Annotated in this window: 14 protein-coding genes and 1 tRNA gene; 7 read left to right on the top strand and 8 right to left on the bottom strand. The window is 61.7% G+C overall.

What is annotated here, in order from left to right; translation table 11 throughout:
- The first annotated feature begins 34 nt into the window (after positions 1 to 34).
- The 7 genes from bcsA to B552_RS0125215 all read left to right on the top strand — a co-directional run bounded on the left by bcsA (position 35) and on the right by B552_RS0125215 (position 7,538).
- Positions 35 to 2,566 carry a UDP-forming cellulose synthase catalytic subunit gene (gene bcsA, locus B552_RS0125245; protein ID WP_237718368.1) on the top strand — a complete coding sequence of 844 codons (2,532 nt, stop codon included), beginning with the start codon at positions 35 to 37 and terminating at the stop codon, positions 2,564 to 2,566.
- A gap of 26 nt (positions 2,567 to 2,592) precedes the next feature.
- Entirely contained in the window at positions 2,593 to 4,155 is a 1,563-nt protein-coding gene (gene bcsG / locus B552_RS0125240; protein WP_019451843.1) for a cellulose biosynthesis protein BcsG, read from the top strand.
- Positions 4,152 to 4,355, top strand: a complete 204-nt coding sequence (gene bcsR, locus B552_RS0125235) for a BcsR/BcsP family cellulose biosynthesis protein (RefSeq protein WP_019451842.1) — start codon at positions 4,152 to 4,154, stop codon at positions 4,353 to 4,355. The genes bcsG and bcsR overlap by 4 nt, the downstream gene beginning before the upstream one ends.
- A gap of 197 nt (positions 4,356 to 4,552) precedes the next feature.
- On the top strand, positions 4,553 to 5,740 hold the full coding sequence (locus B552_RS0125230; protein WP_019451841.1) for a SpoIIE family protein phosphatase: 1,188 nt from the start codon (positions 4,553 to 4,555) through the stop codon (positions 5,738 to 5,740).
- 34 nt (positions 5,741 to 5,774) lie between these two features.
- Positions 5,775 to 6,374, top strand: a complete 600-nt coding sequence (locus tag B552_RS0125225; RefSeq protein ID WP_019451840.1) for a SiaB family protein kinase — start codon at positions 5,775 to 5,777, stop codon at positions 6,372 to 6,374.
- A 22-nt stretch (positions 6,375 to 6,396) separates the two neighbouring features.
- Entirely contained in the window at positions 6,397 to 6,786 is a 390-nt protein-coding gene (locus B552_RS0125220) for a DUF1987 domain-containing protein (RefSeq protein WP_019451839.1), read from the top strand.
- 35 nt (positions 6,787 to 6,821) lie between these two features.
- Entirely contained in the window at positions 6,822 to 7,538 is a 717-nt protein-coding gene (locus B552_RS0125215) for a GGDEF domain-containing protein (protein WP_026036037.1), read from the top strand.
- A gap of 228 nt (positions 7,539 to 7,766) precedes the next feature.
- Here the strand turns inward: B552_RS0125215 and B552_RS27920 are convergent, their stop codons facing one another.
- The 8 genes from B552_RS27920 to acs all read right to left on the bottom strand — a co-directional run bounded on the left by B552_RS27920 (position 7,767) and on the right by acs (position 22,504).
- Positions 7,767 to 8,504, bottom strand: a complete 738-nt coding sequence (locus B552_RS27920; RefSeq protein ID WP_083860358.1) for a dienelactone hydrolase family protein — start codon at positions 8,502 to 8,504, stop codon at positions 7,767 to 7,769.
- 171 nt (positions 8,505 to 8,675) lie between these two features.
- The gene (locus tag B552_RS29000; RefSeq protein ID WP_157160343.1) at positions 8,676 to 8,819 is read right to left on the bottom strand and encodes a hypothetical protein; all 144 of its coding nucleotides are present in this window, start codon (positions 8,817 to 8,819) and stop codon (positions 8,676 to 8,678) included.
- A gap of 214 nt (positions 8,820 to 9,033) precedes the next feature.
- Positions 9,034 to 10,296, bottom strand: a complete 1,263-nt coding sequence (locus tag B552_RS28150) for a GGDEF domain-containing protein (RefSeq protein ID WP_157160342.1) — start codon at positions 10,294 to 10,296, stop codon at positions 9,034 to 9,036.
- A gap of 349 nt (positions 10,297 to 10,645) precedes the next feature.
- On the bottom strand, positions 10,646 to 11,341 hold the full coding sequence (gene avs3b / locus B552_RS27910) for an AVAST type 3 anti-phage proein Avs3b (RefSeq protein WP_157160341.1): 696 nt from the start codon (positions 11,339 to 11,341) through the stop codon (positions 10,646 to 10,648).
- Positions 11,304 to 17,567 carry an AVAST type 3 anti-phage nuclease/ATPase Avs3a gene (avs3a, locus tag B552_RS0125190; protein WP_026036035.1) on the bottom strand — a complete coding sequence of 2,088 codons (6,264 nt, stop codon included), beginning with the start codon at positions 17,565 to 17,567 and terminating at the stop codon, positions 11,304 to 11,306. The genes avs3b and avs3a overlap by 38 nt, the downstream gene beginning before the upstream one ends.
- Positions 17,568 to 18,180: 613 nt before the next feature.
- Positions 18,181 to 18,271: transfer RNA gene (locus tag B552_RS0125185), tRNA-Ser, on the bottom strand.
- 113 nt (positions 18,272 to 18,384) lie between these two features.
- Positions 18,385 to 20,436 carry a VC_2705 family sodium/solute symporter gene (locus B552_RS0125180; RefSeq protein ID WP_026036034.1) on the bottom strand — a complete coding sequence of 684 codons (2,052 nt, stop codon included), beginning with the start codon at positions 20,434 to 20,436 and terminating at the stop codon, positions 18,385 to 18,387.
- Between the two features lie 85 nt (positions 20,437 to 20,521).
- Positions 20,522 to 22,504 carry an acetate--CoA ligase gene (acs, locus tag B552_RS0125175; protein WP_019451831.1) on the bottom strand — a complete coding sequence of 661 codons (1,983 nt, stop codon included), beginning with the start codon at positions 22,502 to 22,504 and terminating at the stop codon, positions 20,522 to 20,524.
- Between the last annotated feature and the right edge of the window lie 65 nt (positions 22,505 to 22,569).

Raw genomic sequence — 22,569 nt, 5'->3', positions numbered from 1 at the left:
GCACGCCATCTCCCTGCTCGAACGAATCACGCGCATGCGCGATCGCGTGGCGCGAGAGATTGGCGTGGTGCGCACGGCCGATCCCGCCAACTGGCTGCTGCGCGTGTTCTTTCATCCGCCGCGCCCCGGCAAGCGGGATATCCCCGCGGAGTGGTCAGGCGTGATCTACAAGCGCGCCGTGGCGCGGCTTGGCGTAGGCCGCCGCCAGTCCGCCGGCACGTGGCTGTGGCGCCTGTTCGTCCGGCCGCCGAAGCCGCGTGTTCGCCTGGCTGCGGACCCGCGCAAGCAACGCACGATAACGCAGGCCGAGCGCGGCGGCTGGCTGCGCAGGACGCTGGACCGCGTGCTCGAACCTGTCTGGCATGCCGGGGAACGCCTGCGCCATAAACTGCTATCGACCGTGCCGCGCCCGGACTGGAACCGCGTGGCCGGCACGCTGGAATCGCTTGCCGCACGGATAGGACGCATTCCGTTTGTTCTGCCGATCTCGATGGTGATCGCCGCCATTGCCACCGTGGCCATCGGCACCACGCCGCTATCGCTTACGAGCCAGTTGCTGATGTTCGCGGTGGTCTGGGCATTGCTGGCCGTGGTGCGCCGCATCCCCGGCCGGCTGGCCACGATCACGATGGTCGCGGTCTCCATGCTGATGGCCGTGCGTTACATCTGGTGGCGTTCCACCCAGACACTGGAATTCGCCAGCACCACCGAGGCCGTGGTCGGCTACGTGCTCTATGCCGCCGAATGGTACACATGGCTCGTGCTGGCGCTCAGCTACGTGCAGACGGCATGGCCGCTGAACCGCAAGCCGAAATCGCTGCCGGCGGACCCCACGCAGTGGCCTACCATCGATGTCTTCATCCCGACATACAACGAGCCGCTGAACGTGATCCAGCCCACCGTGTTCGCGGCACGCAGCATGGACTGGCCTGCCGACAAGCTGCGCGTCTTTATCCTCGATGATGGCCGGCGGCCGGCGATCCGCGAGTTTGCCGAAACGGTGGGCGTGGGCTATCTCACGCGCGACAACAACCGTCATGCCAAGGCCGGCAACATCAACCAGGCACTGCCGAGGACTTCGGGCGACTACATCGCGATCTTCGACTGCGACCATATCCCCACGCGCTCGTTCCTGCAGATGACGATGGGCGAGTTCCTGGCCGACCCGAAGTGCGCGCTGGTGCAGACCCCCCACCACTTCTTTTCGCCGGACCCGTTCGAACGCAACTTCGACACGTTTCGCCGCGTGCCGAACGAAGGCAGCCTGTTCTACGGCCTGATCCAGGATGGCAACGATTTCTGGAACGCCACGTTCTTCTGCGGCTCCTGCGCGGTCATCAAACGGGCGCCGCTGCTGGAGATCGGCGGCATCGCCGTGGAAACCGTCACAGAGGACGCACACACCGCGCTGAAGCTGCACCGCCTTGGATACAACAGCGCCTACCTGCGCACCGTGCAGGCGGCCGGACTGGCCACCGAGAGCCTGTCCGGGCATATCGGCCAGCGTATTCGCTGGGCGCGCGGCATGGCGCAGATCTTCCGCCTGGACAATCCGATGCTGGGCCGCGGCCTGTCGCTGTTCCAGCGGCTTTGCTACAGCAATGCGATGCTGCACTTCTTCTACGGCATTCCTCGGCTGATCTTCCTTACCATGCCGATCTCATACCTGTACTTCGGGCTGCACGTGATCAATACGGAGGCGCTGATGATCATGGCCTACGTGTTGCCGTACCTGCTGATCGCCAACATCACCAACTCGCGGCTGCAGGGCCGCTACCGGCATTCGTTCTGGGCCGAGGTCTATGAGTCGGTGCTGGCGTGGTACATCGTGCTGCCAACCACCGTGGCCTTCATCAACCCCCGCGCGGGCAAGTTCAACGTGACCGCCAAGGGCGGCCAGATCGCCGACGACTACCTGGACTGGACCATCTCCAAGCCCTACCTGGTGCTGCTGGCGCTCAACGTGATCGGCCTTGGCATTGGTGTGGTACGCCTGTTGTTCGCGGAAACCCAGGAGCCCGCCACGGTGCTGATGAACATGGGGTGGGCGCTGTTCAACCTGATCATGCTCGGCGCGGCGGTGGGCGTGGCGCGCGAAGCACGGCAGGTGCGCGTATCGCATCGCATCCCGATGCGGGTGCCGGCCACGCTGCTGTTGCCCGATGGCCGCACGCTGGCCTGCAAGACCGAAAACTACTCGATGGGCGGCCTGGGCGTGGTGCTGCCGATCGACGTGCCGCTGGAAGAAGGCGAACACCTGGGGGTATGCCTGTCGCGCGGCACGCGGACCTACCACTTCCCGGCGGTGGTCACGCGCAACGTCAACCGGCACCTTGGCGTGCGCATGGACGACCTGACCATGGAACGAGAGACGCAACTGATCCAGTGCACGTTCGGCCGCGCCGATGCATGGATCGACTGGCTCGACGACGAGCGCGCCGACGCGCCGCTGCGCAGCCTCAAGGAAGTCATCGAGATGGGCTACCAGGGCCTGCTGCGGCTCTACGACGCCTTCATGGACGCAGTCGAACTGGTCATTGCGCGGCGCCGGTCGCGCATGCCCTGATCGCCCCGAACCGTTAGCGAGACCCCATGGGACTCTGGAACCTCTACTTCCTCGCCAAGCTCTACCTGTTCCATACCGGGCAGATGCATCCGATATGGATCCTGAACCTGGTCTTCGCGCTGCTGCTGGTGGTGCCGATGGAGTCGCGCATCCTGACCGTGCTGCGGCAGGTGCTGGCCATTTGCATCGGCGCGGCACTGGCCTGGCGCGAATCGGTGCTGCCGCCGTTCGAACGCGTGATCTCGCAGTTCTCGAACATCCAGGCCTTTACGCCAGCTTACCTGGTGGAGCTGTTCCAGCGGGTCGTATCGGTGCAGATGGTAGTGGCCGTGATCGTGACGATACTGGCCTACCTGATGATCAACCGCTGGGTCCGCACTACCACGCTCGTACTGATTGCGCTGATCGCGGCACCGTTCTGGTTTGGCCTGGGTATCAGCATACCGGGCGCCAACGCCAGGCAGGCGGGCAACCAGGCTGCCGATTCGACGCGTGCCGACATCAACGCAACCAATGACTACGATGCGATCCTCGCTGCGTTCCGCAAGCAGGAGGCGCAACGATCAGCCAACGCAGAGCCGCTGACCGCCACGCCCGATGCCCAGTTCGACATCATCGTGCTGCATATCTGCTCGTTGTCGTGGGACGACCTCGACGCGGCCAAGAGCCTCAACCACCCGCTGCTGTCGCGCTTCGACTTCCTGCTCAAGAATTTCAGCTCGGCCGCCAGCTACAGCGGCCCGGCGGCCATCCGGCTGCTGCGCGCGTCTTGCGGCCAGCAGCCGCACAAGGACCTGTACGACCCCGCGCCGGCCGAATGCCACATGTTCGCCGACCTGGCGCAGGCCGGCTTCACGCCGCACATCCTGATGAACCACGACGGCCGCTTCGACAACTTCCGCACCTACGTGGAAAACGAGATCGGCATTCCGGGCATCAAGATGGAATCCACCAGCGGCGTGCCGGTGGCCATGCGCGCGTTTGACGATTCCCCCGTGCTGGGCGACTTCGATACGTTCGACCACTGGTACAAGCAGCGCCTGGCACAGGACAAGAGTCCCGTGGCGCTCTACTACAACACCGTCACGCTGCACGACGGCAACCGCCTGCCCGGCAAGCGGCTGACCAGCATCGAGTCATACCCGCTGCGGCTGAAGGCGCTGCTAGACGACGTGGACCGGATCATCGACACGATCGACAAGTCCGGCCGCAAGGCCGTATTGATCTTCGTGCCCGAGCACGGCGCGGCGCTGCGCGGCGACAAGAACCAGATTTCGGGTCTGCGCGAAATTCCCACGCCCAAGATCATCCACATCCCGGTGGGCGTGAAGCTGGTGGGGCTGCCCACCACGGCAACGCCTGAGCCGGTGATCATCGACGCACCGATGAGCTTCCTGGGGCTTTCGCAACTGCTGTTCAACCTCGTTGCGGACAGCCCGTTCCGCCAGGGTGCGCCGGCGCTGTCCCACTACGCCGAGGACCTGCCGCAAACCCAGATGGTCGGTGAGAACGAAGACACCCTGACGATGAAGCGCACCAACGGTTATGTGATCCACACGCCGGACGGCGAATGGGTGGAGCAGCAATGAGCAAACCCATCGGCTCCCGCAAGGCCGCCACCGCATACAGCGACATCGATGCGCTGGCACAACATGTCGATGGATTTGACGCCCGGCATTACTTCGACCAGCAGGGCGAGGTGGAAACCAGAGCCGCCGCGCAGCGCTGGCCGCTGCTGGCACGGATGATGGGACTGAGCACGGACGTGGATACTGCAAAACAGGCCTGAAACCCTGCGCCCGCCACCCCTCGCGAGTGGGGCTCAAACCTTTGCCTCTCAAGTCAGAGCGTCACGGATTCGACATAAAGCTTGCCTAGACTCGGGCCACTTTCCACCCACGTGTCCCATCCGTCATGCCCGGCGTACTGGTTGATCCTTCCGCTGCCCGCCCGCGCTTCCGGCAGCCATGTGCCGAGGATCTGGCAATGCCGACGCCATCGGTCACCACTGACCAGACGAACCAGGACGTGCTGGAAGTCTTCGCCTCGCACCGCGACCTGGCCTGCCTGCCCGTCACCGAGCATGGCCGGCCGATCGGCCTGATCAACCGGTCGATCTTCCTGTCGCAGATGAGCAAGCCCTACCATCGCGAGCTCTACAACCGCAAGAGCTGCATCGCGTTCATGGACAAGGAACCGCTGATCGTGGACGCGGCCATGAGCATCGACGCCCTGACCTTCCGCACCGTGGAGTACGGCGAAAAGGCGCTGGCGGACGGTTTCATCATCGCGCGCGACGGCCAGTTCATCGGACTTGGCCAGGGTCTGCAACTGATGCGCGTGGTGGCCGACATGCAGGCCGAGCGCAATCGCCAGATCATGCACAGCATCGACTACGCCAGCACGATCCAGCGCGCGATGCTGCGTACCTCGCGCGAAACGCTGGCCGCCACACTGCCTGATGCCGCACTTGTCTGGGAACCGCGCGACGTGGTGGGCGGCGACTTCTACCACTTCGCCGCGTTCGAGGACGGCTGGTTTGCCGCGCTGGCCGATTGCACGGGCCACGGCGTGCCGGGCGCATTCATGACGCTGATTGCGTCGTCGCTGCTGACGCAGGGCATCGAGCAGCTTGGCCCGCGCGATCCGGGCGCGCTGCTGATGGCCGTGAACCGCGGCATCAAGCAGATGCTCGGCCAGAACGACCGCGAGCCGCACCGATCGCCCAATGCCTCGGAATCGGACGACGGCATGGACGCCGCGTTCTTCTGGTTCGACAACGCCACGCGCCAACTGACCTTTGCGGGCGCGAAGTCGTCGCTGTTCGTGCTGCAGCCCGGCCAGGGCGGCGACGAAACAGACGGCACCATGATCAATGGCGCGCGCATGGGCGTCGGCTACGTCGACACCGACATGGCGTACACGTGGCAGAACATCGTCGTGCCGACACAGACCGGCACGCTCGTGTTCGTCACCACTGACGGCCTGGTCGACCAGATCGGCGGCCCGAAGGAAATCGCGTTCGGCAAGCGCCGCATGTGCGAAGCCATCCGCGCCAGCCGCAATGCATCGGCGGCACAGGTCAGCCAGTCCGTGCAGGATGCGCACCGCACCTGGCAGGGCTCGCAGCGCCGTCGTGATGACCTGACCTTCTTCTGTTTCCGCGCACCGTGACGTCACGGTACGCCATCGCCCCACTCACCAGCACATGACCGCCGCACTATCCGCACTATCCGCACTATCCGCAGTATCGATTGACAAGGAATATGAGCCGTTCTTCGCGATGGCTCGGGAACGCAACGTGATCTTCTACTACGTCGGCTATTTTTCGCAGAACATCATCGCCGCCATGTCCGACGCGGTGCGCCTGCAGCTTACTGTCAGCGGCGTGGACGGCGCCACGCGCCGCAGGCTGTTCTCGTCGTTCGTGGAGATGGCGCAGAACATCGTGCACTACTCGTCGGATTCGCTGACATCGTCATCGCAGGCCGAGGGGCACCTGCGGCATGGCTCGGTATGCATCAGCATGATCGACGAGCACTACCGCCTGATGTGCTCGAACCCGGTGTCCACCGCGCGCGTGGAACAGCTGCGCGGCACGCTGGAACGCGTTCGCACCATGACGCTCGACGAGATCAAGCGCGCCTACAAGGAAACCCTTCGTGCGGAAGTGCCGGAGGGCAGCAAGGGAGCCGGGCTTGGCTTCCTGACGATGGCGCGCGATGCCAGTGCGCCCCTGGAGTACAACTTTCAGCCGATCGACTCCGATCCAGTCTCGACGATGTTCCAGCTCGTCGCCACCATCTGAGTCACGTCGGAAAGAACCAGCCATGGAAAACCTGTTCATCGCCGCCACGCCAAGCTCGCCAGAATTGAGCTTCGATTTCGAGCGGCACCTACTTTCGCTCAAGGGCGAGTCCTACCCCGAGAATGCCGCCGTGTTCTACGGCGAGGCCATCGCCCGCCTGCGCCAGTACCTGACCGCCAGCCAGAACGCGGCCGTCACGGTCAACGTGGCGCTGACGTACTTCAACAGTTCCAGCACCAAGATGCTGTTCACCATGTTCGATGCCCTCAACGAGGCAGCCGAACGCGGCAATCACATTCGCCTGCACTGGTTCCACGACGAAGACGACGACACGATCCTGGAGTTCGGACAGGACCTGCACGCCGACTTTCCCGCCATCGATTTTGTTGACGAAGTGACCATCAGCAGTTGAATCCGCCTCTCGCCACCGTTGCCACCGTTGCCGCCGTGCCCGAACCCGACCTGTTCGAATCGGAGAACAGCGTACTGGCCCACGCCCGGTCCGTGTTCTGCGATGTCGACGCAGGGGAGGACGCCTATCGCCATACGCTCGGCCAGCTCATCAGCTACTACGAACGGCTGATGCGCGAGACGCGCCGGCTGATACGGCGCAGCGACCGCGAGGAGCTGGAGATGAACCGGCTCAATCACCGGCTGCAGGAACTGGCCCAGGAACTGGAATACCGCGCCACGCACGACACACTGTCAGGCGCGCTGAACCGCGGCGCGGTCATCGATCTCGCCACGGCCGCGCTGGCACGTGGCAACCTGGCCTTGATCGTTCTGGACATCGACTATTTCAAGCGCCTGAACGACGATTTTGGTCATCCCGCAGGCGACGCGGTGATCTGCGGCGTCACGGCCTGCCTGAAGGATGCGGTCCATGCGGAAGGCGCGATCGGCCGCGTGGGCGGCGAGGAATTTGCCGCGCTGCTGCCCGGCTTCACGATCGACGAGGCCGTGGACCTCGCCGAAAAAATGCGCCAGGCCATCTCGCAATACCGCTTCCCTGCCCCCGTCAACCGGCAAGTCACAGCCAGCTTCGGCGTGAGCTGGTCCCCACAGGGACGCGCATTCGAACACGCGTATGGACGCGCCGACGAGGCACTCTACGACGCCAAACGCAGCGGTCGGAATATCGTGCGGCGGGCCTTTCTGGCCTGACCCGAATACCGGCCCGGTTCACGTGCCGCCTCCTGTTTGAATTGAGCGAACTCCCTCTTCCGTAGGGAAGACAACCGACAATACATTTGAAGACAATAGCCCTGTCGTGACTGACCCCACGATTCTTGATCCCGGCCCGCCTGCCCTTTGCAGCGGGCTATTTTTTTGGACGACGTGCGAAGAAGGGCTACATGCCGGGATGGTAGGAGGGCTGGATGGGGCTCCTGGCTACTGCCCCTTCAGATGGTGCTCAAAGAAGGCCTGCGTCCGCATGATGGCATCCTCGGCGGCCGCGGGGTCCCGCCCGACCATGTGCCCGGCAAAGGCATGAACCGGGCGTTCGGCGTCAAAGCCATGCGCCGCACCGTGGTACACGATCATCTCGACCGTATGGTTGTCCTTTGTTACGGCATTTCGCCAGCGATCACATTGCTTGACCGGCGTCCAATCATCGGCGTCTCCGATCAGAATCAGTGTGTCAGTCAACAGGTTTGACCGAGGTATTTCGCATCCAGGATAGAACGCGACGGCAGCGGCGAACGGACGGTTGACTTTGATGCCTGCATCCTCTGCGAGGACACTCTTGAGTACCGTCCATCCTCCGTGCGAGAAGCCGATGACGCCGATGAGATTCGGTTGAACGTCTGGAAGCGTGCGCAGGTAATCTGCGGCAGCCAACGCGTCCTGCGCGCGTAGTTCGGGTGGAACCTCGCGACCTCGATTGCATACTGACTTGAGGTTGCGCGGGCCGAAGCTGTCTACTTGAAGTGCCACGTAGCCCCAATCGGCAAGCCGGCGGGCCCAGGTCCGGTAGTGCGCACCGATTCCGTCGCAGCCATGCAGCAAGATGACGGCGGGGAACGGGCCAGGGCCCGCGGGACGGTATAGCTCGGCAGGCGCAAGACTTCCCGGGGGTCCAACCGTTGTGCTGTTAAACGCGAGCGGGCCGGATGGTGCTGGCACCATCTGCGTGCAGGCGGCACTGAAGGAAATTAGCAGGCACGACAGCATTCGCCGGAAGTTGGGCATGGCCGGGCATGATTGACATGGTGCGACCAATGCTAGCGTAGCCAGCACGGCATCATATATCGGGGAAAACGCATGCCCCTTGGGAGGAAGCGATTCACCAGTGCATGACTAGTAGAAAAATCGGTGCAGCAGATCGGCGCCTAGTTGCCGCACTGTATCAATCATGCTCATGTTCATGGCATTGGACTCGACGTAGATCACGCCGACCAGTCCGGCCAGCACAAGCAGGCCAAATTTCAAATTGTCACTCACAGCGCCCCCTGCATATGGGCCAACTCGTATCCGCAATCGCCAAGGGCGCCGTACAGCGGCTGCACCGTTGAACAATCTGGGTCACTGCTTCCTTTTGACAGTGTGCAAGGCTGGCATCTGTTCGGCATCGCACGCAGCACGGCGAGGCATGAGCGACCAGACGATGAAACAGTAGTGAGGGAGTGCGTGCGTCGGACGATGGGCTACCAGCGCATCAGGTCGGCAGCATGACGCAGTTCCGTCCTGCCTGTTTGGCTTCGTACATTAGCAAGTCAACGCGGCGCAAAATACTCTCCTGGGATTCCCCGGTCAGCACATCCGCAACGCCGAAGCTTGCGGTCAGCGGAATACAGAGGTCCCCATATCGCAGTGGCGATCCTTCCAGTGCCAGACGCGTTCGCTCCGCAAGCTGCTGCGCAGCCGCGATTGTCGTGTTCGGCATCAGAATGATGAATTCTTCCCCGCCATACCGGCCAAATTCATCAGTCTTTCGGATGCATGACCTGACCAGCGCACCAACGTGCATCAGCGCGGCATCGCCTGCGTCGTGACCATATCGGTCGTTAATGTGCTTGAAGTGGTCGATGTCAAACAGGATGCATGACAGGCGAACGTTATGCCGCTCAAAGTTGACGAGGTGACCCCCAAGCTTTTCCGTGATGACGCGTCGGTTCAAGCCGCCCGTCAGGTAATCGTTGGCGGCCAGCCCTCTCAGACGACTTACCAGGGTGCCCGCAACCACGCCGATGGCCGACATGTTGGCGATCAGCAGAAACACCATGAAGCCCCACAGGTACGGGACAAAGTTCAAGCGGAAGTCGCCAACGGGTTCGCCGCCTTGAAGCCAAACTGCAAGAACCTGCGCCAGTCGCACGAAAAACAGCACCCCAACGCACAGGAACGGAATCGCCAACAGTGCTCGACTACGCTGCTTCGCAAGTCCTCTGAGGCATTGCACACCGACGAAGAAGCTAAGGACGCCGGTTGCCGCGTTGAATACCAGTGACCTGACAGGGTAGGAACTGGCATCGGATGGCAGAAAAGCGGTGGATACCACTTCGACCAGCAATGGCAGAAACCAGAGTGGTGGCGAGGGCCGGTCTGTATGGCTGAAGGTAGCGACACCCCGGCAGAATACTGTCAGACCGCCCACCACCAGCCAATCTGCTATCTGAATCGTAATGAAATTCGAGTGGACGGCCCGCTGCGCTGTGAGTGCCACGCCGATACCAGTGGAGATGTTGGCGACGAAGAGCAAGTTCCCCTGCCGGATTTCGTCACGAAATACCCTGCTCAGAATGGCCCACATTACCCCGCAAACGGCGGCAAGGATCAGCATTACCAACCGCAGGATGCTCTCACTCTGATCCACTATTTTTTCTCCCCTCGTACCGAATTCTTCAGTGACCCGGTTATTCGAATAGATAAAGGCCAGCCCACCGTCTTGACGCTGCTGGCACGCTCGCGCTTGGGACAAGGCGCAGGCACCTATTATGCCCGCTGGGTGTGATGTATTGGACAACCCGCGTGGTTGCGATAAATGCCGCGCCACTAAGTCGCGGCATCGTTCGTTTCAGAAGAGGGAGCGCAACTACGGCTGGGCCCAGGGGGGTGGGGGGCTGGCGAACCGCGTGTTCAATCAGGTAGTGGCGCTAAACCGGCGGCGGCCAGTGCCGTCGGTGAGGAAAGCCATTGGCTTGCCTCGCTTGATTTGCAGCGGCTGCGACAGGGCAGTCACTAGATCTTCCGCTATGACCAGAGCGGTATCTTGATCGCTGCTGAGCAGAATCACCGCGAACTCGTCGCCCCCATCGTGCCGCTAAAGGTCAAGTGAGGTGGCAGCCTTTGCCCCCAGTGGGCGGCTCAAGCTGCCCCCTAAGCTCTGCGGCGACAGAGGTTGCCAGTTGTGAAAATGCCTCCAGCTTTTCAATCTTGTCTTGCAGTGCCTTCCGAGCGACCTCCTCGGCGCCGGGACCTTGTGCGCCGCCCGCTACGAACTCGACAATGCGAACTTCTAACATAGCGTCTGTCCCGGCCTCGATGGCAGCATCGAGCCACGGCATGGCCTTGTCCGCAGCTTGCTGGGCTGCGGCACTGAGCAGAAACTGAATCAGGGCACGCGCCGAGTAGTCCAGGTTCACCGCAGTATTGAGGAACCGCTTTTGCTCCGCCTGAGCAGCTTCGAGATCCTCGTCGCTCGGGGGGCGAGGGAAGTAACGAAAGAGGGTCTCGCTGTCCACGTCGAGCGAAGCAAGCGTTCGAAGAAGGGGATCGAGCTCCCTAAACGGCCGCAAGTGTGGTGGCAGACTATTTCGGTGGTCCCACAAGCTGAATATGGCCTCCTTACAGGCGTCCTGTGCAGAAGCTCGAGCCTCGGGCGAGGCACGCTCGGCAGCGTCTATCCGCTCGGCAATGACATGCGCCATCCACCGAGCCAGCAGGTCATCTCCGAGCTTGAGCTCGGCGACAAGCCGCTTTCCGAGGTCAATCACGGCTTTGGAGCGATCGAGCGATTCCATCATCACCTAGCAAGTAGTAACGGACATAAGGCCACGGATACGGCTCGAACTCGTTCTTGTCCGAACTGCTGCGGGGCGGTTTGCGGCGCACGGATACGCTAAGCACTAAACAGTCGTGAGGGTGCGCCTTTAACAGCTCCAGCAAGAAGCCGTGGTCGCAGCTCAGTCGGTTCCCGGGGACGTTTTCCTCCTCTCGTCCTAGGCCAACGACTCGAGTCCACGATTCACTGCGGAGAATAGCTCCAGACGCTGAGGCCCAGAGTCGGCCACCGGCATCCCCGTTTAGACAGAGCCTCTCGACGATAGACGGATCTGGCCTTGGCCCAGGGTAGTCGAGCCTGTCTGCCCACGGATCATACTCATCCAGCGCAGCGGATTCATTCTCGCTCAACAACCATCCAGTAAGCCGGAAAGTGTCTGTCGTAGCGATCTCGTGATCATCTGAGGATGGAACCGACATGTTGTCGAGCCGCTGCCCGGTTTGAAGCGCAGCAAGTAGCGCGCTGGCAACACTTCTTTTGACGAGGGCACTGCGGATGGAGACGGTTTCTTCGTCGTCTCCATGACCACTGCTCCAGTAACCCCAAACGACCTGCAAGCCGTCATCGGTCAGCAACTGTCGGTCTAGGTACTCGGCTGTCACGCTCCAGCACCATGCCTTGTCGCCATACCCCTGAGGCTTGGGCGGTGCTTCGATCAATTGTGGATCACGCCGGTCTGCGAGCCAGCGCCCGTCGTTCCGGGTTAACAGCTGCCTATCGAGCCATTGTTCGAAGTCATTCCTGGAGTCGTCGTCGCTCTTACCAACCGAGCGGGTTTTCAGCAGTCTCGCGGCCACTATCATCATCGCGTGGTATGACTGGTACACGCACAGATCGTCAACGCGCGGCATGGTGCCGTGAGAGTGGTTTGTGTCTTGGCCATGGAAGATTCTTCGCTTGTGGCGGGCATCGTCACCTGCCTTCCCGAAGCTCCGCCCCATTCGCGTGCGCAAGACTTTTCGCGCGTGTTGTTCTACGGAGGCCTCATTGATTCCAAAGGCTCGCCCCAATGGCGCGAACCAATATGGGCCGATGTCTATACCGAAGTAGTACTTTTCGTCGTCAGAGGGCTCGAGTTCGCCTAGCACGTTGTCGTCGGACGACTCTTCGCGCCATCCTGGATACACGTCCAGCGGAAGGCGGCTCGCGTTGACTGCGTCAAGGCTGGCCACGTTTTCTGCCGGTACGGCACCAGATTCATGCAAGACCTTCAAAGTCTCGCTAGCAAATTGGCGAAGTAGGACGTGCTCTTCACAGGCAGATGCCTTTAGGAACGCGGCAAACGGCTTGACGGCATTGGGGTGGTCGAGCGCGCCTCGCGCGAGGCCGATGAGCAACCACTGACGAGCGTGCCACTCATAGAACACCAACCCCTGGTCAGCGAACGGCGCGGCGGAGCCCAAGGACGCACGCGTCGCGAGCGCCGACAGTAAGTTCGTCCATTCGAGTTCTACGCATGTTTTGACGACATGCGCGGCCTCCCAGCGCTCAGCTGCAGTAGGCGATCCAAGGCTGACCCACAGGTAGCCGGCCAACCCTTCTTCGCAAGTTATTGGAGGCATTAGCCCATCATGCCAAGGTCCATCGCCATCCTCGGGCCGCAAGACGTCCTCCAGGAGGTCCAGCCCGAAGTTCAGCACTTCGTCAGCCTCATTGGGTGCAAGGCAAGAGGCTAAGGGATCCAGCAGCAGGAAGACCCCCCCTGCGTCGAGTGTGTCGACCCGTGCAGTAAACCCCCGCAGAATGGCAGCGACGACGTCCTCGTCGGTCACAATACTTTCGGCAAGGAGACGCTTGAAGGGGAAGACAGCTCCCCAGCCCCAACGCCGCGCATATTCTGGGTTGTTTTGACAGGCGGTCAGGGTTGCCTCGCGGAAAGCATTGCGAAGCGAAAGCAACTTGAGACCCGATTCTGGAGCGGCATCGAAGAGATCTCTCAGCTCGAAAATACCAAAGTCGGGCCAAGTTGCGACGGCGAGGACGAACTCCGCCATCTTGCCTAGGCCGCAACGCTGTAAGCCTTGTTTGTAGAACTCTCTCAACTGATACGGTGGATCGAAGGTCCTGAGATCGGCATACGCCCGTCGTAGTGCTTCCGGATTGGCAAGATCGACGTCGCCGAAAAGCTGGTTCCAATCAGGATCTCTTCGTTCACGCGGGGTATTGCGCAAGTCCGGAGCGTCAGACTGTGGAGCCTCTGTGGCACTCGCGGCTCGCGTCGCGACAAGCAGTCTATCGACGTCCGGCAACTCGATGGCATGGTGGCGACCCAGTTCGGCAAGGCCTGCCCAGGTCGTCTCCTCTTGTGGATTGACGCGCAGGTGGCGGTAGCCAGCCAGAAGTATCAGTCTTTGCCGATTGGAATCTGTTTCCGCGTCGATAGCACGCCTGATGTCATCGAGACGATCCCAGCCCGCATCCAGGCCCGCTAACGCGACAGGCGCAACCGCCGGAAGCCGGCCGGATTGAACAAGGCTGTATACGGCCATTCTAAGAAGCCGTCCTGCGGACCCGAACCCCCTGTCCCGCCATCGGCTGAGAACAGCCAGAGCCGAGGGAGTGCAAAGACCGAGAAGCGCATCGACCGTTCCGTGCCAATCGAAGTGTTTGTCACGTGCAACGTACTCATACGTCAACTCTGCGACCCTGGCTAGACGGTACGCAGAGCGTGGGCGCTGACAATCTTTATGAGCACTAGCGTGAGCGAGATGTAGCAGCGCGGACCAACGATCCAGATTCTCGTCGCCAATTCGGCTAGAGATTTCGACCGCTCGATTAAAGTAGGCCGCGGCCTCGAGACTACTAGCGGGCAGCACGGCGCGAGCCAAGCGCTGATAGGCATCGGTCCTTACTTCAGCGTTCTCCCGTGACGCCTCCAGCAACTCGAAGGCGGCCACAGCGAGTTCCAGCGCGAAACCTGAGAGCTCCTTCCTCCGAGCAGCAATCCGGCACATCGACGTCAGGGTGTCAGGCCAGAGAACGTTCTCTTTGCTGCCGATCCAGGCGCGAAGCGTGCCTAGGTACGTCTCGGAAATCGCTGAAGTATCTCGCAATACACGAGTCCACTCAACCGCCGCAACTTGCTCAAGATTGAACAGGTTTTGGTAGTCCTGCGACGCAGCGCTGTTTGTCACCTTCAACGCTTCTTCAATGGCTTTGTCCAAATCGGGGGGCGTTCGTCCACACGCGATCTCGGCGCTCAGCGCGAACCAAGGCAGGATGCCACCCGTAGCCCGCTTAAATGCAACAGTGCCGGTGCTCCAGCCGTGCGTGCTTCCAGCCTCCAGCTCCTTGCGAACTTCGGGCGGCGCGATTGCGAGTTCGGAGAGCAGCTCGCCCCGCAATGCCGCCTCCAGCGTGTATGCTCTTAGCAACGGTGCGCGGTCCGAACCGAACCGATCTGAGAGGTCTGGTGGAGGCTTATCTGGCAGATGGCGTTGCAGAATCTCTGCCCAGGTGTCTTCACGCGGAAGAATTCGTAGTGACGTCGAAACAGCAGCTGTTACTGCATCTAGCGCGTCCCAGCGGTCGTCGTCCCACTGCATGGAGTCCGGTAGGCGGATTCGCTTGTCGGCCAAGGCGCGCATGAGACGCGCCAACGGCACAGGCGGAATGCAATGGCCAACGCGGAAAGCCTCTGCTACTAGTCCAAGCAAAAAGCAGATGTCGTTGGCGCCGTGCTGTGCCAACAAATCGAGTTGCTCGAACTGGCCAAGGTCCATGAGACGCCGAGCGAGCCGCTTGCTCGTCCTGAAGACTACGCGACGCGGCCTCCAGCCCATCAGGAATTTTGCGGCTTCCTTGGGCCCCAGTACACGCAGATGAACCATCGCGAGCTCGGCTAGATCGTCGTCGTCGAGGCGCTCATCCTCTCGCTCCTTTTCGGAGCGCCGTAACCAGGCACGCAGCCAATCCATCGCCATACGCAGCCGACTGCGGGCTTCAGACAAAAACTCGCTGCGTCCCGAAAGCAGACCGGCATCGTACGCATGGTGCGATCCCATCCAACTCGTGCAGAATGTGCGTCTCGACACCAGTTCGTCGATCCGATCAGGAGCAAGAAGGGTTGCGGCGATATCGGTGTTGTATTGAATTAGCTTCGTTTGACGAGCCTCTCCGGCCGCCTCGCCAGCAGCCTTCAATGCCAGCTTTGCAGCAGCGACGTATCGACGTTGCTGCAGACACGCTTTGAGCGCAAAGGTCAGCCGTTGGAGTTCTACGTCTCGCCGCTCCAGCGGATTCGTCGTTGGCAAGTCTTCTTCTGATAGCGCTAGCTCGACCAGTTCATCCATGAGGCCGGCTGAAAGAAGCAACTGGGGCAAGGTCGATGCGACATAGGAGCTGCGATTTGCCAGTGGTCTCAATCGCGCTACGAACGAAGCCAAGTTGCCGGCGTCCGGTCTGAACCTCTCGCGAAACCATGTCTCGGCCGGTTCATCGAGGAAGTGAAGGCTGCCTCCTTTGACAAGGAGTGGCCGCCCGAGGTCGAACGCAAAGCTACGAACAGCGCTTTCGGGTGTGTTAGATATCTGAGCCAGGACGGAAATCGGTACCAAGGGCCGAAGCACCGCCAGTCCTTGGCAGATGAGATCGATTTGCGCAGCTTCGGCGTTGCCAACCTGATCCTTGAGCTTATCGACAGCTCGCTGCAACAGTTCGCCGATGGCGCTTTCGACGGTCGATGGCGTGGGTCCAAGCTCCCTAAGCATGTCTTCGATAGGCAGCTTGCGGCTGAGGGCCAATGCTTGGACACGCGGATTCGAACTGCTGAGGAACGCGAACTCGGCGGCATTCGAGGCAGTCGCCTGGGGGTAGACACGCCGCAGGTGGCCCGTCGTTTCTGGCAGACTGAAGGAACGGACCTCGATCTGATGGGCATCAGGAGGGGCGCCAAGGCGGTCACGACGGTGCGTCCTGCATGTGAAGGCTAACCTGACCCCGTCAGGGAGCGGCATCCGGATCAGATCCCGGACGAATGCAATCTCACCTTGCTCTTCGGCTGCCATGTCGGCATTGTCCGCTGCATCGATGATCAGGCATAGGCTTGCCAGGGGAGTTGCGGCACGCAGCAGTCCGATGGATTGTCTGAGCCTGCCAACAAATGCGCGCATGAAGTGTTTGGCGTCTGCATTTGCGGAGGGAATCAGCGGGTGGCACAAACCCTGTGCAGCAAGCTCATTGGCGATCTGTACGAGCGCGTCACGATGCCGGTGCCTGAAGTTCAGCGCGTTCCGATAGAGGCCATCCCCAAAACAGTCGTAGAGCACGGAGACGGAACCACTCGGCATGGATGCTGCCAAGCGCGAAGCGAGGACCGACTTGCCTACTCCGCCGTCGGCATGAAGGATAAGCGGATGCGTTGCACCAAGGAGCACCTCGCGAATTTCAGTTTCCTGGTCCCGTGGCAGAGCGTCAGCGGGCACATCGATAAGGCAAGGCGCTGGGAGGAGATCTGTCTCGGTAACCTTCAGTACTCGCAGCACGTCGTGCTGCCGAATAGCAGGATCAGTTGCGAACTCCGACGTCGCCTTGCGTGCAACCAGTTCCTTTAGTTGCACGGGGGAGTCAAAGTCTGCTTCAGCCAAGTAGATGCTAATGTCCTGGGCAAGCAGGTTTCGCTGAGCCCAAAGGTCTGGTTCGCCGCCGTCTGCGGAGAATATTTTGAAGAAGTCCACCGCCTGGGCGGCGGTCAGCCCGGTGTAGTCAACCAGTGCATCCGCGATGGAAGGATGGCGTGGCGTGCGAGCACCTCCCAAATCTTCGAGGGCCTCTTGAACCTTCTGCTCGATCGGGCGGTTGGTGGTGAACCTGAACCGGATTTTTTCCTTGAGCGTCGAGACCGGGAACTGCTGGAGAAAGCTAGAGAAGCGCTCGGCGAATCCTCGCAGGGTCTTCTTGAGGCCACTTGCCGTCCACGGCTTATGGGCGTGCCGGGTCGAGTGCTTGAGTTGAATGTAGTGGATGCAGCGAGCATCTTCGAACGCTTCACTGCCGTAATAGAGGCCAACATCGATCAGTTCGTCACCATCCTCCACTGAGGCCGCGCCTTCCGACGCTGATGCCCCTTCGATTGAGACGGCGACAAGGTCGCCGGAACCCGGCAAAAGTGCTAAGCAGTGGCGTGCCGCCCAGTGGTAGTGGAACTGATCCCCGTCTCGGCTCGGCCGCACCAACTCATGGTCCGCCATGTTCTTGTCCACTCCTCCCTAGTGTCTTGTGGCAAGTTTAACGGAACGCGAGCCCCCCACTGGAGAACCGGGTAAACGGCGAAAAACTGGCAGCTCTTGGCCATGCGTGCCAGTTGTCAACCTTGCAGCGCAATCAATTGCGCCACGCCGCCTGAAACATCACAGCACTGTCCCGGCCGTGACGCCGATTGCGACCCGCCGTTGGGATGGAGAAATCAGTATTCCGAGAGTGGGCGCTATGCTTCGGCGAAACAGCAACGACACGCGCCACAGGGTAGTTGGTGCCATCAATTGCGCCAGTTCGCCAGAATCAACGCCCAGAAAGGCTTCCTTGGCCCAACCATACCAATGGCGCCTGACGGGCAATTGCCGCTGGCCTCTTCGATAGATCGATGTGGGTAGCAGTGTGGGTAGGAATACCCAAAGAGACTAGAAGCCTTGTAGAACAAGGCCCTGTGGGAATTTTTGGCGGAGAGAGGGGGATTCGCCTACACACGCGCAGGCCGCTGATTCGCTTGCAAGCGATTCCCTTCGAATCCCCCGCGCAAGCCAAACCCATTGGCTTGCTTCTCTCAGGAAACGACAACGCCCGCTTGCGCGGGCGCTTGAGTGCTGGCGGAGAGAGGGGGATTCGAACCCCCGATAGGCTATTAACCTATACACGCTTTCCAGGCGTGCGACTTAAACCACTCATCCATCTCTCCGGGAAGTCCGCGATTATAGCAGAGCCGTTCACGGTGTCCAGCGCCATGCGCGTCACAGTGCGTCACAGTGCGTCACAAAGCGGTATCGCCGGTGTGCAACCGGGCCTGGCGCCCTACCCCTTCCTCAGATAGTTCACCAGCCGGTCGATCACTGGCGCGTTCCTGGGGGTCACCAGGCTGACCAGGATTGCCGCGGCGAATCCGGCTGGAACGCCGAAGGCGCCGGAGGCGATAGGATCGACGCCGAACCAGCGGTTGCCGAAGATGCCGGTCATTTTGGTGAAGAACGGGTAGTTGACGAAGATGTAGTAGACAGCCACGGTCAGGCCGGTTGCCATGCCGGCCACGGCACCGGCTGCCGTGGTACGTCGCCAGAAGATGGCCAGCACCAGTACCGGGAAGAAGCTCGATGCCGCCAGCGAGAACGCCGCGCCCACCAGGAACAGGATGTTGCCGGGACGCAGCGACGTCACGTACGACGCGAACAGCGCCACGCCGAGCAGCACGATCTTGGCGGTGGTCACGCGGCGCTGGTGGCTCGCCTTGCGGTCCACCATGTGGTAGTAGACGTCGTGCGAAAGCGCATTGGCGATTGTCAGCAGCAGCCCGTCGGCCGTGGACAGGGCGGCCGCCAGCGCGCCGGCGGCAACCAGCCCCGAGATCACATAGGGCAGTCCGGCGATTTCAGGCGCGGCCAGCACGATCATGTCGGGCTGGATCAGCATCTCGGCCCACTGCACGATGCCGTCGCCATTCATGTCGCGGATGGAGAATACCGGCGGGTCCACCTTGCGCCATTGCACCACCCACTGCGGCAACTCGGCGTAGGGCGTACCAACCAGGTGCTGCAGGAACTCGACCTTGACCAGCGCCGCCAGCGTTGGCGCGGACACATACAGCAGCGCGATGCAGAACACCGCCCAGGCCACCGAGTTACGTGACTCCCGGACCGATGGCGTCGTATAGAGCCGTGTCAGGATGTGCGGCAGGCTGGCTGTGCCCAGCATCAGGCAGAACACCAGCAGCACGAAATTGAGCCGGCGCGTCTTGCGTTCCTGTTCGGATGCGGCGGGGTACGGCTCGGCCGAAGGCGTCGAGAGCTGGCTGCGCGCCAGCGCATCCTCGCGCATCTGGTTCCACTGCTGCTGCGCGTCTGCGGCATCCACGGGGAAGGCCTGCCGTTCGCGCTCCACACTCTTGATCTCTCGCAGCGGCGCGTTACGCGCGCGCAGTTCCTGCAACCTGGCGTCGAGCGCATTGCGCTCCTCGATAAACGAAGCGGGCAACCGGCTGATGCGATCCTGCAGCGCAATGGCCTGCTGCTGGAATATTTCGCGCACCTGCACTTCCGCCGGATCACGCTCGATCGCCCGTTCCGTCTGGTCGATCTGCCTGAGCAGGTTGCCGTAGCTGATCTGCGGAAGCACCTCGTGGTGATGTTTCCACGCAATCAGCGACACCGTCAGCAGGAATGCGACGATGAGCATGATGTACTGCGCCACCTGCGTCCACGTCACGGCGCGCATGCCGCCGAGGAACGAACAGACCAGGATGCCGGCCAGTCCGAAGAACACGCCAACCGCAAACTCCACGCCGATAAAGCGCGTGACGATCAGCCCTACCCCCTGAATCTGCGCAACCAGATAGACGAACGAACACAGCGATGCCGCCAGCACGGCAATGGCGCGCACGGGCAGGTTGCCGCCAGGCTTGCCATTGCCGTAGCGCGCCGCCAGGAAATCGGGAATCGTATACCCGCCGTACTTGCGCAGGTACGGCGCCAGCAGGAAGGCCACCAGGCAGTAGCCGCCGGTCCAGCCCATCACGTAGGCCAGCCCTTCGTAGCCCGACACAAAGATGATGCCGGCCAGTCCGATGAACGATGCCGCACTCATCCAGTCGGCCGCGATCGCCATGCCGTTGAACATCGCCGGCACCTTGCGCCCCGCGACGTAGTACTCGTTGAGGTCCGAAGTACGGCAGATCAGCCCGATGCAGGCGTAGATCGCGATCGTGACAAAGAGAAAGACGTAGCCGAGCCAGAGCGCATCCGCGTTGGAATGCTCGAGCAGGCCCATCATGCCGACGAATGCGAACAGCCCTAGTGTGAACAGGCCGTAGTACAGCAGCAATCGGCGGCGAAAGCTCGACTGGGCGTCAGGCATCAATGGAAAAGAAAATCGTGCCCGCTCAGCACGGAACCGAGACGGGCACGATGTGGATCACGCATACGTGACTTGGGCGATCTGCTTACTGCGCCTGCTTGAGCTGATCGAGAATGGCCGGGTTTTCCAGCGTCGAGGTGTCCTGCGTAATTTCCTCGCCCTTGGCCAGCGAACGCAGCAGACGGCGCATGATCTTGCCCGAACGCGTCTTGGGCAGGTTGTCGCCGAAGCGGATGTCCTTCGGCTTGGCAATCGGGCCGATCTCCTTGCCCACCCAGTTGCGCAGTTCGGCAGCAAGCTTCACCGCTTCTTCGCCGGTCGGGCGCGCACGCTTGAGCACCACGAACGCGCAGATCGCCTCGCCGGTGGTGTCGTCCGGGCGGCCCACCACGGCGGCCTCGGCCACGATCGGGTTCGAGACCAGCGCCGATTCGATTTCCATCGTGCCCATGCGGTGGCCCGAGACGTTCAGCACGTCGTCGATGCGGCCCATGATGGTGAAGTAGCCGGTGTCCTTGTCGCGGATCGAGCCATCACCGGCCAGATACAGCCTGCCTCCGAGTTCCTCGGGGTAGTAGCTCTTCTTGAAGCGCTCCGGGTCGCCCCAGATCGTGCGGATCATCGACGGCCACGGACGCTTGACGACCAGGATGCCGCCATTACCATTCGGCACATCCTGGCCAGTCTCATCGACGATGGCGGCCATGATGCCCGGCAGCGGCAGCGTGCACGACCCAGGCACCAGCGGCGTGGCACCCGGCAGCGGCGTGATCATGTGGCCGCCGGTTTCGGTCTGCCAGAACGTGTCGACGATCGGGCAACGCTCGCCGCCGATGTTCTTGTAGTACCACATCCATGCTTCGGGGTTGATCGGCTCGCCCACCGTGCCCAGCAGGCGCAGGCTGGACAGGTCGTACTGCTTCGGGTGGATCTTCTCGTCGGCTTCGGCGGCCTTGATCAGCGAGCGGATTGCCGTTGGCGCGGTGTAGAAGATCGAGACCTTGTGGCGCTGGATCATGTCCCAGAAACGGCCAGCGTTCGGGAATGTCGGCACGCCTTCGAACACGATCTGCGTGGTACCGGCCGCCAGCGGGCCGTACGCAATATAGGTATGGCCGGTAACCCAGCCGATATCGGCCGTGCACCAGAACATGTCGTCGGGCTTGATATCGAAGGTCCAGCGCATCGTCATCAGTGCCCACAGCAGATAGCCGCCAGTGCTGTGCTGCACGCCCTTGGGCTTGCCGGTGGAGCCAGACGTATAGAGTACGAACAGCGGGTGCTCGGCACCAACGGGCTCGGCTGCGCAGATATCGGGCTGGCCGGCGGCGACGTCCTCCATCGAGCGGTCGCGGCCTTCGGTCCAGGCGACATTGCCGCCCGTGCGACGGTAGACAATCACATTCTTGACCGCCTCGCAGCCGCCCAGCGCCAGTGCCTCGTCGGCGATGGCCTTCAGCGGCAGTGCCTTGCCACCGCGCATCTGCTCGTCGGCGGTAATCAGCGCCACGGCGCCCACGTCCACCAGCCGTTCCTGCAGCGACTTGGCGGAGAAGCCGCCAAACACCACCGAATGGGTGGCGCCGATACGCGCGCAAGCCTGCATTGCCACCACGCCTTCGATCGACATCGGCATGTAGATCACCACGCGGTCGCCGCGCTTGATGCCCATGGCCTTCATGCCGTTGGCGAAGCGGCTGACCTTTACCAGCAGTTCCTTGTAGCTGATGCGCGTCACGGTGCCGTCGTCGGCTTCAAAGACGATGGCTGTCTTGTCGCCGTTGCCCTTCTCGATATTGAGATCAAGGCAGTTGTAGGAAGCGTTGAGCTGGCCGTCCTCGAACCACTTGTAGAACGGCGCGTCGCTCTCGTCCAGCACCTTGGTGAACGGCTTGTGCCAGTGCAGCAGTTCGCGTGCGTGGCGTGCCCAGAAGCCTTCGTAATCCTTGGCAGCCTCGTCGCACAGCGTCTGGTAGGCCTCCATGCTGGGGATCGCGGCGGTCTTGGCGAACGACGCAGGGGGATTGAAAACGCGATGCTCCTGCATCACCGACTCGATGGCGGACATGGGTGTCTCCTGTTTGACTTTGACTGCTTTCGGTGCAAGGTACGCCCGGCGCCTTACTTAAACCT

The sequence above is a fragment of the Cupriavidus sp. BIS7 genome (genome assembly GCF_000292345.1).
Classification (GTDB): Bacteria; Pseudomonadota; Gammaproteobacteria; order Burkholderiales; family Burkholderiaceae; genus Cupriavidus.
This window is presented reverse-complemented; position numbering and strand designations above follow the sequence as displayed.

Bases quoted from the DNA above. Each gene is read 5' to 3' on its own strand.
- B552_RS27920 (WP_083860358.1), bottom strand. From the start codon at position 8,504: ATGGTGCCAGCACCATCCGGCCCGCTCGCGTTTAACAGCACAACGGTT.
- avs3b (WP_157160341.1), bottom strand. From the start codon at position 11,341: ATGATGGAATCGCTCGATCGCTCCAAAGCCGTGATTGACCTCGGAAAG.
- B552_RS0125180 (WP_026036034.1), bottom strand. From the start codon at position 20,436: ATGCCTGACGCCCAGTCGAGCTTTCGCCGCCGATTGCTGCTGTACTAC.
- bcsR (WP_019451842.1), top strand. From the start codon at position 4,152: ATGAGCAAACCCATCGGCTCCCGCAAGGCCGCCACCGCATACAGCGAC.
- B552_RS0125220 (WP_019451839.1), top strand. From the start codon at position 6,397: ATGGAAAACCTGTTCATCGCCGCCACGCCAAGCTCGCCAGAATTGAGC.
- B552_RS0125230 (WP_019451841.1), top strand. From the start codon at position 4,553: ATGCCGACGCCATCGGTCACCACTGACCAGACGAACCAGGACGTGCTG.
- acs (WP_019451831.1), bottom strand. From the start codon at position 22,504: ATGTCCGCCATCGAGTCGGTGATGCAGGAGCATCGCGTTTTCAATCCC.
- bcsA (WP_237718368.1), top strand. From the start codon at position 35: ATGCGCGATCGCGTGGCGCGAGAGATTGGCGTGGTGCGCACGGCCGAT.
- B552_RS0125225 (WP_019451840.1), top strand. From the start codon at position 5,775: ATGACCGCCGCACTATCCGCACTATCCGCACTATCCGCAGTATCGATT.
- bcsG (WP_019451843.1), top strand. From the start codon at position 2,593: ATGGGACTCTGGAACCTCTACTTCCTCGCCAAGCTCTACCTGTTCCAT.
- avs3a (WP_026036035.1), bottom strand. From the start codon at position 17,567: ATGGCGGACCATGAGTTGGTGCGGCCGAGCCGAGACGGGGATCAGTTC.